A 6,265-nucleotide genomic window follows, 5' to 3' on the forward strand; every position below is an offset into this window, starting at 1 on the left:
CCTACGCCTCCTGTTTTGCCTGACTGACGGTTATCTTCACGGTCCTGGCCTTGTCGGAGTCCAGCGTCAGGGTGACAGCCCCGCTCTTGTCCTTGCCCGTCGTATTGGCTGCGGCAGAGATACGGATACCGTTATCCGTCGGGGACACGGTAAAGCCCGCAGGGGATGCGCTCACGCTGTACTCGCCGGATGCGGTCACGGCAACATCCTGGCTGCCGCCTTCCGGCTTGATGGTCACCGCGGTCGGAACGGCAGACAGCTTTTTCTCCGCGGGCTTGAACACCGGATTCGGACGTTTGTCCAGCACCACCACCTCCTCACCGAACGCAATGTTCGTATCGGCCTTCATCAGCATCTTGAAGAAGTACAGTTCGCTGGCATTCGAGATTTTATCAATCTGAATCACGTCCTCGTCATCCTGCAGGTTCACCGCCGCAAACAGGTTACCGCCGGCATCGGGCGAACAAAGGGTGCAGACAATCAGGTCATCGGGCCAGGCGGCAAGGGTCTCGATGGTAATGCCCTTGTAGCGGCGGGCATTCACGTCGGTTTCGCTTGCATTCTTGGCCTCGCGCTGGGTCAGTTCGTCGTCATACTTGTCAAAGTCGTTCACGCTCATCAGAATGCGAAGGTCCGGGTTGTTGCGGATAGCTACGGGAATCTTCACGCGCAGAGCCTTCAGGCGGCCCAGCATGGTCGATTCCGCACTGTCCACCACAATAACCTCGGTGTCCTTGGCCATTTGGGTCAGGATGCCGTTGAACAGGTGGTCATCGTCATCGCCGTACTCACCGTTCACATAATGGTTGCCCAGTTCAAACTGCACCTGCTTGGCCAGTTCGGCAAGCAGGGCGTTCTGTGCTTCGGGCGGAAGTTCCGAAAACACCAGGTTGCCCTTCGGCTGCCACTTGCGCCAGATGTTCTCGAACGTGCGGGGATTGAACACCGTAAAGGCCATGAAGTCCACCGGGTCAAGGCTCTTTTCATCGTAGTTGAAGTTGCCCTTTGAATCTTCCACACCGGGGTTTTCCTTGCGCTTCTGAAGCATCTTGCCCGTTTTCAGGCGGGGCAGGCTGATTTTCTTCTCCACACCGGGAATCACCATGATCAGCCCCTTTTCCACAATCTCGTTGTTAGTCGCGGCAAGTGTCAGCAACTGTTCCAGTACCTCGCCGCTGTAATTCGTGTTTCTTACAATTATTGCCATATCTCAATCACTTTTTACGTTTGTCCTTGATTTCACGCATACGCCTGTTCCAGGGGCTTTCTTCACCGTCCGGTTCCAGGTGCAGGTCTTCCATCACACGGCGCTTCACCGGCAGTTGGGCCAAGGCCTTTTCGCCGTTCTCGCGGTCATTTGCCAGAAGGTTCTCGTAGATGGGACGGGTCGTCGCATCGATGCGTCCGTCCTTCTCTGCCGCGTCAAGCAATTGCTTGCGGGCGGCAATGTCATCGGCAGCGGCCTTGTCCTCGTAGGTCTTCACCTTTGCCTTCAGGTCGGTATTCTCCCGCGTGAGGCCGGGAACCTTTCCCGCCTCTTCCTCCAGCTGGTCCATCATGCGGAACACATCCGCATCACTCGCGCAATCCTTGAAGCGCGGGCGTTTCTTTACGTCTTCCAGATTCATGTCTTCTCTGTTTTTTTGTGGCTCAACGAGCCGGTTATTGAATAAAGTATATATCTGTGCCGGTGTGCTGTCCTCCGGCACGGGGTCTGCATCATAGATGCCGTCTATGAAACCAAGGTCCAAAGCTTCCTGTGCGGTCAGCCAGTGGTCTTCACCGTCAAAATAGGTTTGCCTGATCATGTCCGGGTCCAGTCCCAGACGTTCGGAGTAAATCTCACTCAGGCTGCTTTCCAGACTTTCTATCTCTTCCATGCACCGCTGCAGGTCCTGTTTGTTGCCGTAGCATCCGCCGCTCACACTGTGCAGCATCAGCCGGGCATACCGGCTCATCTCCACCGGCTTGCCGCAAAGGGCTATCACACTGGCCATGCTGGCGGCTATGCCATCCACATAGATGCGGATGTCCGCCTTGCTCTGGCGCAGGGCGTTGAATATCGCAATACCGCTGTACACTTCCCCGCCGTTGCTGTTTATGCGTATATGGATGCGCCGGCTCACCCGCTCGGCTTCCATCAGTTCCTGTGCTATGCGCCCGCTTTGCACCTCGGTATAGTCCCCGATGTCCCCGTACAGGAATATCGTGCTGATACCGTCATCGCTTGTTGTAATATTGAAAAATCTGCTCATCGTCATGTCTTTACCTGCGGTTTCCCCGCGTTTCGATGGTGCGAAAATAGGACATTCCCATGGCACGGGGAAACCGCGTTTTTATCATGCCGGTTTCCGGTGTTATCATGCCGCTGCAACCCGGCATCATGCGCGCAGCCTTTTACAAAGACCGCTTTTTGATGCAATTTTGTAACGTGATTTACAATTAAAAAGGACGATTTATGGCAGATTTGACGAATGCCCAGAAAAAGGAATGGGCAAAGACTTTGTACCTCAAGGAAAACCTCACACAGCAGGAAATTGCCGACCGTGTGGGCGTGTCGCGGGTGTCAGTATCCAATTGGGTTCGGGCCGGGAAGTGGGAGGAACAGAAGGTGGGGCTTACGCTCACAAGGCAGGAACAGGTGGCTAACCTCTACCGGCAGGTGGCCGAAATAAACAAGGCCATCGCCGAACGGCCCGAGGGGGAACGGTTCCCCTCATCCAGAGAGGCTGACATTCTCGGGAAACTGTCGGCGGCCATACGCAACATGGAGCAGGAAGTGGGCATTGCCGACATCATCAGTGTTTTAACCGGACTCATCGACTGGGTACGGGCGGCCGACCTTGAAAAGGCAAAGGAAATCACCCGGCTGGCCGATGCGTACATTAAAGACAAATTATAAAGGGACAGACAATGAAACAGACTGACAGACTCGCTCTCCTGGATTGGGAGAAGTACAAAGAAGACATCGCAAGGGCTACACCGGTCGACCGGAACATGACGGCAGCCGAACGGGAAAAACACCGGGAATATCTTGAGAAACATCCTATAGAATGGATCAGGTTCTTTTTCCCGAATTATGCCAAATCTGAATTCGCCGATTTCCAGAAAAAGGCTATCCGGCGGATCATTGCACACGATGAATGGTTCGAGGTTCTGTCCTGGAGCCGTGAGCTGGCCAAATCCACAGTCACCATGTTCATCGTCATGTATCTCACGCTTACCGGACGCAAAAAGAATGTTATACTGACCTCCAACAGCAAGGACAATGCGGTGCGCCTGCTCGATCCCTACCGGGCAAATCTCGAAGCCAACGGGCGCATCATGGCATACTACGGCAAACAGGAAATGCCGGGTTCATGGACGGAGGACGAATTCACCACCAAAGGGAAGGTTTCGTTCCGGGCACTGGGTGCCGGGCAGTCGCCGCGTGGTTCGCGTAACGAGGCCATACGTCCTGACGTGCTGCTGGTCGATGACTTTGATACGGACGAGGACACCAAGAATCCGGACATCATCCAGAAGCGCTGGGACTGGTGGGAAAATGCGCTGTACCCCACACGTTCCATTTCCGAACCTACACTGGTCATCTTCTGCGGAAACATCATCGCCAAGGACTGCTGCGTGGTGAGGGCGGGCGAAATGGCCGACTCCTGGGACATCGTGAACATCCGCGACAAAAACGGTTTTTCCACATGGCCGGAAAAGAACTCGGAAGAGGACATCGACCGCACACTGTCCAAAATATCCAAAAAGGCGGCACAGGGAGAATATTTCAACAACCCGATTTCCGTGGGCGAGGTATTCGAGAACATTTCATACGGCAAAATACCGCCTCTCTCCAAATTCAAGTTCCTCGTGGTGTATGGCGACCCGGCACCGGGCGAAAGCAAGGGTAAGAAAGGTAAATCCTTCAAGACGGTTTCGCTCTGTGGCAAATTGGGCACCAGGCTCTATGTCATCAAGACTTTCCTGGCGCAGGCGCTCAATGCGGAGTTCATTGACTGGTATGTCCGGATGCTTGAATTTGTCGGGGGCAAGACCAATGTCTATTGCTACATGGAGAACAACAAGCTGCAGGACCCTTTCTTCCAGCAGGTGTTCAAACCGTTGGTGGCAAAGGTGCGCCGCGAACAGAAGATTGCGCTGTTCATCCGGGGCGACGAGGAGAAGAAGACGGACAAGGCTACGCGTATCGAAGCCAACCTCGAACCGCTCAACCGCGAAGGGAACCTCATCCTCAACGAGGCCGAACGGGACAATCCGCACATGAAGGAACTGGAGGACCAGTTCAAGCTGTTCACACTGACCATGCGCTATCCGGCCGACGGACCGGATGGGGTCGAAGGGGCAAACCGCATCATCGATGAGCTGATCAGGCGCATTGAACCGCCCGTATTCCGTTCACGGAAGGATGTAAGAAAGCGGAACAAGAAAAGATTATGACAACTCTAAAACAATAATGACTATGAGCAAATTTGTAGAACTCACCGATTACGATGCAAGCATCCATCGCGACATCCTCGACGCACTGGTACGCGAAGACGAAACGGTCATTGAGGTTTGCGAGGACAGGGCCATTGCCGAAATGCGATGCTACTTGGGCAAACGCTACGACTGCAACAAGATTTTCGAGGCTACCGGCGAGAACCGGAATCAGCTCGTGCTGATGATGGTCATCGACATGGCGGTCTATCACATCTTCTGCATCCATAACCCGCAGAAACTCTCCCAGGTGCGCAAGGACCGCTATGAACGGGCGGTGGAATGGATGAAGGCGGTGGCCGACGAGGATATTTCAATCGAAGGGGCTCCGTTGCTGCCCGAGGAACAAAGGGCGGGCAGGTCGGATTTCCGCATTCAAAGCAACCGCAAACGAACGAACCACTGGTAAACAAGCAAGCATCATGAAAAAGAAGAACAGAAAAAGAAACAAAGCCGGCATCATCACCGTAGGGGGAAATTTCGCTTTGCCGGGACAGAAGAAACCGAATGTGATTGTGCTCACACAGCCCAAACGCTTCGGACTGGACATTTCCGATTACATGGCAGCCGTCAGGGCAGCCGAGAATGTCGATTTCTCACGCCGTTACAAACTCTATGACCTCTACGAGGATATTCTGATGGATACGCACCTTTCCTGTGTAATCGAAAAGCGCAGGAATGCCGTATTGTGTTCCAACATGGAGTTCCGGGTGGACGGGAAGCCGGACGATAAAATCAACGAGCAGATACAGTCGCCCTGGTTCAACCGGCTGGTGGGTGACATCCTTGATGCGAAATTCTGGGGCTTCTCGCTCTGCCAGTTCTACAAGCTGCAGGAGTGGGTGGATTATGACCTGGTACCGCGCAAGCATGTGGATCCGGTCAGGGAACTCATCCTGCGCCACCAGACGGACATTACCGGCCATTCCTGGAATGAATATACCGACCTGCTTTTTGTGGGTTCACCGTCCGATTTGGGGCTGTTGGCCAAGGCTGCACCTTGGGTCATTTACAAACGTAACACCACGGGCGACTGGGCACAGTTCTCCGAGGTATTCGGCATGCCCATACAGGAATATATCTATGACTCCGACGACGACGAGTCCCGCCAGCGGGCCATGGAGGATGCGGCAAATGCCGGAAGTCTGGCGCAGTTCTTTCATGCCAAGGACACGGAACTCAAACTCACGGAAGCCGGAAACAAAACAGGGTCCGCTGACGTTTACGAACGCCTCTGCGAACGGTGCAACAACGAAATATCCAAGCTGATCCTGGGCAATACGCTGACTACAGAATCGTCTGAAAAAGGTACACAGGCTTTGGGTACGGTTCACAAGAAGGTGGAGGACAAGGTGCTGGAGGCCGACCGGAAGTATGTGCTCAACGTGTTAAATTACGACATGACGGACATTCTGCTGCGCATGGGCATCAATACTGAAGGGGGGACATTTTGCTTTCCGGAACCGAAGGAAACGGATGCCGGTACCAAAATATCCATCCTTACGCAGCTGAAGAAAAACTTCAACATCCCCATCGATGACGACTATCTCTATGAGGAATTCGGTATCGACAAACCGGCCAACTACGAGCAGCTGAAGGCGGAACAAAAGACGGCTGAACAAGCCGGCCAGATTCCAAGCCCGAAGAAAGAGCCGGAACCGGCGAATAAGGGACGGGATGATGAACCGACACCGAAACAGAAAAGAAACTTCCGGAACTGGCTCAAAGGTTTTTTCGTGAAAGCCCCGGCAGACGGGGCAGCTTTAGACTGGTAGTCGAC

The 6,265-nt window shown here is 53.9% G+C and carries 6 protein-coding genes; 4 read left to right on the forward strand and 2 right to left on the reverse strand.

What is annotated here, in order from left to right:
* Window position 1: 1 nt before the first annotated feature.
* Window positions 2-1,207 carry a BACON domain-containing protein gene (locus H8S52_RS16640; RefSeq protein WP_186910246.1) on the reverse strand — a complete coding sequence of 402 codons (1,206 nt, stop codon included), beginning with the start codon at window positions 1,205-1,207 and terminating at the stop codon, window positions 2-4.
* A gap of 7 nt (window positions 1,208-1,214) precedes the next feature.
* Complete coding sequence (locus tag H8S52_RS16645; RefSeq protein WP_186910247.1) at window positions 1,215-2,255, reverse strand: head maturation protease, ClpP-related; 1,041 nt, start codon at window positions 2,253-2,255, stop codon at window positions 1,215-1,217.
* Window positions 2,256-2,458: 203 nt separating this feature from the next.
* On the opposite strand from H8S52_RS16645, the gene H8S52_RS16650 reads away from it, so the two are divergent.
* The 4 genes from H8S52_RS16650 to H8S52_RS16665 are packed head-to-tail and all read left to right on the forward strand — an operon-like array spanning window position 2,459 to window position 6,260.
* The gene (locus tag H8S52_RS16650) at window positions 2,459-2,902 is read left to right on the forward strand and encodes a helix-turn-helix domain-containing protein (RefSeq protein ID WP_117741867.1); all 444 of its coding nucleotides are present in this window, start codon (window positions 2,459-2,461) and stop codon (window positions 2,900-2,902) included.
* A gap of 11 nt (window positions 2,903-2,913) precedes the next feature.
* Entirely contained in the window at window positions 2,914-4,446 is a 1,533-nt protein-coding gene (locus H8S52_RS16655; protein WP_117741866.1) for a hypothetical protein, read from the forward strand.
* Window positions 4,447-4,468: 22 nt separating this feature from the next.
* Window positions 4,469-4,894: a phage protein Gp36 family protein gene (locus H8S52_RS16660; RefSeq protein WP_117741864.1), complete on the forward strand. Its 426-nt coding sequence runs from the start codon at window positions 4,469-4,471 to the stop codon at window positions 4,892-4,894.
* A 13-nt stretch (window positions 4,895-4,907) separates the two neighbouring features.
* Window positions 4,908-6,260: a DUF935 family protein gene (locus H8S52_RS16665; RefSeq protein WP_186910248.1), complete on the forward strand. Its 1,353-nt coding sequence runs from the start codon at window positions 4,908-4,910 to the stop codon at window positions 6,258-6,260.
* Window positions 6,261-6,265: the final 5 nt, after the last annotated feature.

The organism is Bacteroides sp. NSJ-48, assembly GCF_014287405.1.
In the GTDB taxonomy this organism is placed as follows: domain Bacteria; phylum Bacteroidota; class Bacteroidia; order Bacteroidales; family Bacteroidaceae; genus Bacteroides; species Bacteroides stercoris.

Excerpts from the sequence above, each read along its gene's own strand:
- H8S52_RS16655 (WP_117741866.1), top strand. The coding sequence starts at position 2,914 with ATGAAACAGACTGACAGACTCGCTCTCCTGGATTGGGAGAAGTACAAA.
- H8S52_RS16640 (WP_186910246.1), bottom strand. The coding sequence starts at position 1,207 with ATGGCAATAATTGTAAGAAACACGAATTACAGCGGCGAGGTACTGGAA.
- H8S52_RS16645 (WP_186910247.1), bottom strand. The coding sequence starts at position 2,255 with ATGAGCAGATTTTTCAATATTACAACAAGCGATGACGGTATCAGCACG.
- H8S52_RS16660 (WP_117741864.1), top strand. The coding sequence starts at position 4,469 with ATGAGCAAATTTGTAGAACTCACCGATTACGATGCAAGCATCCATCGC.
- H8S52_RS16665 (WP_186910248.1), top strand. The coding sequence starts at position 4,908 with ATGAAAAAGAAGAACAGAAAAAGAAACAAAGCCGGCATCATCACCGTA.
- H8S52_RS16650 (WP_117741867.1), top strand. The coding sequence starts at position 2,459 with ATGGCAGATTTGACGAATGCCCAGAAAAAGGAATGGGCAAAGACTTTG.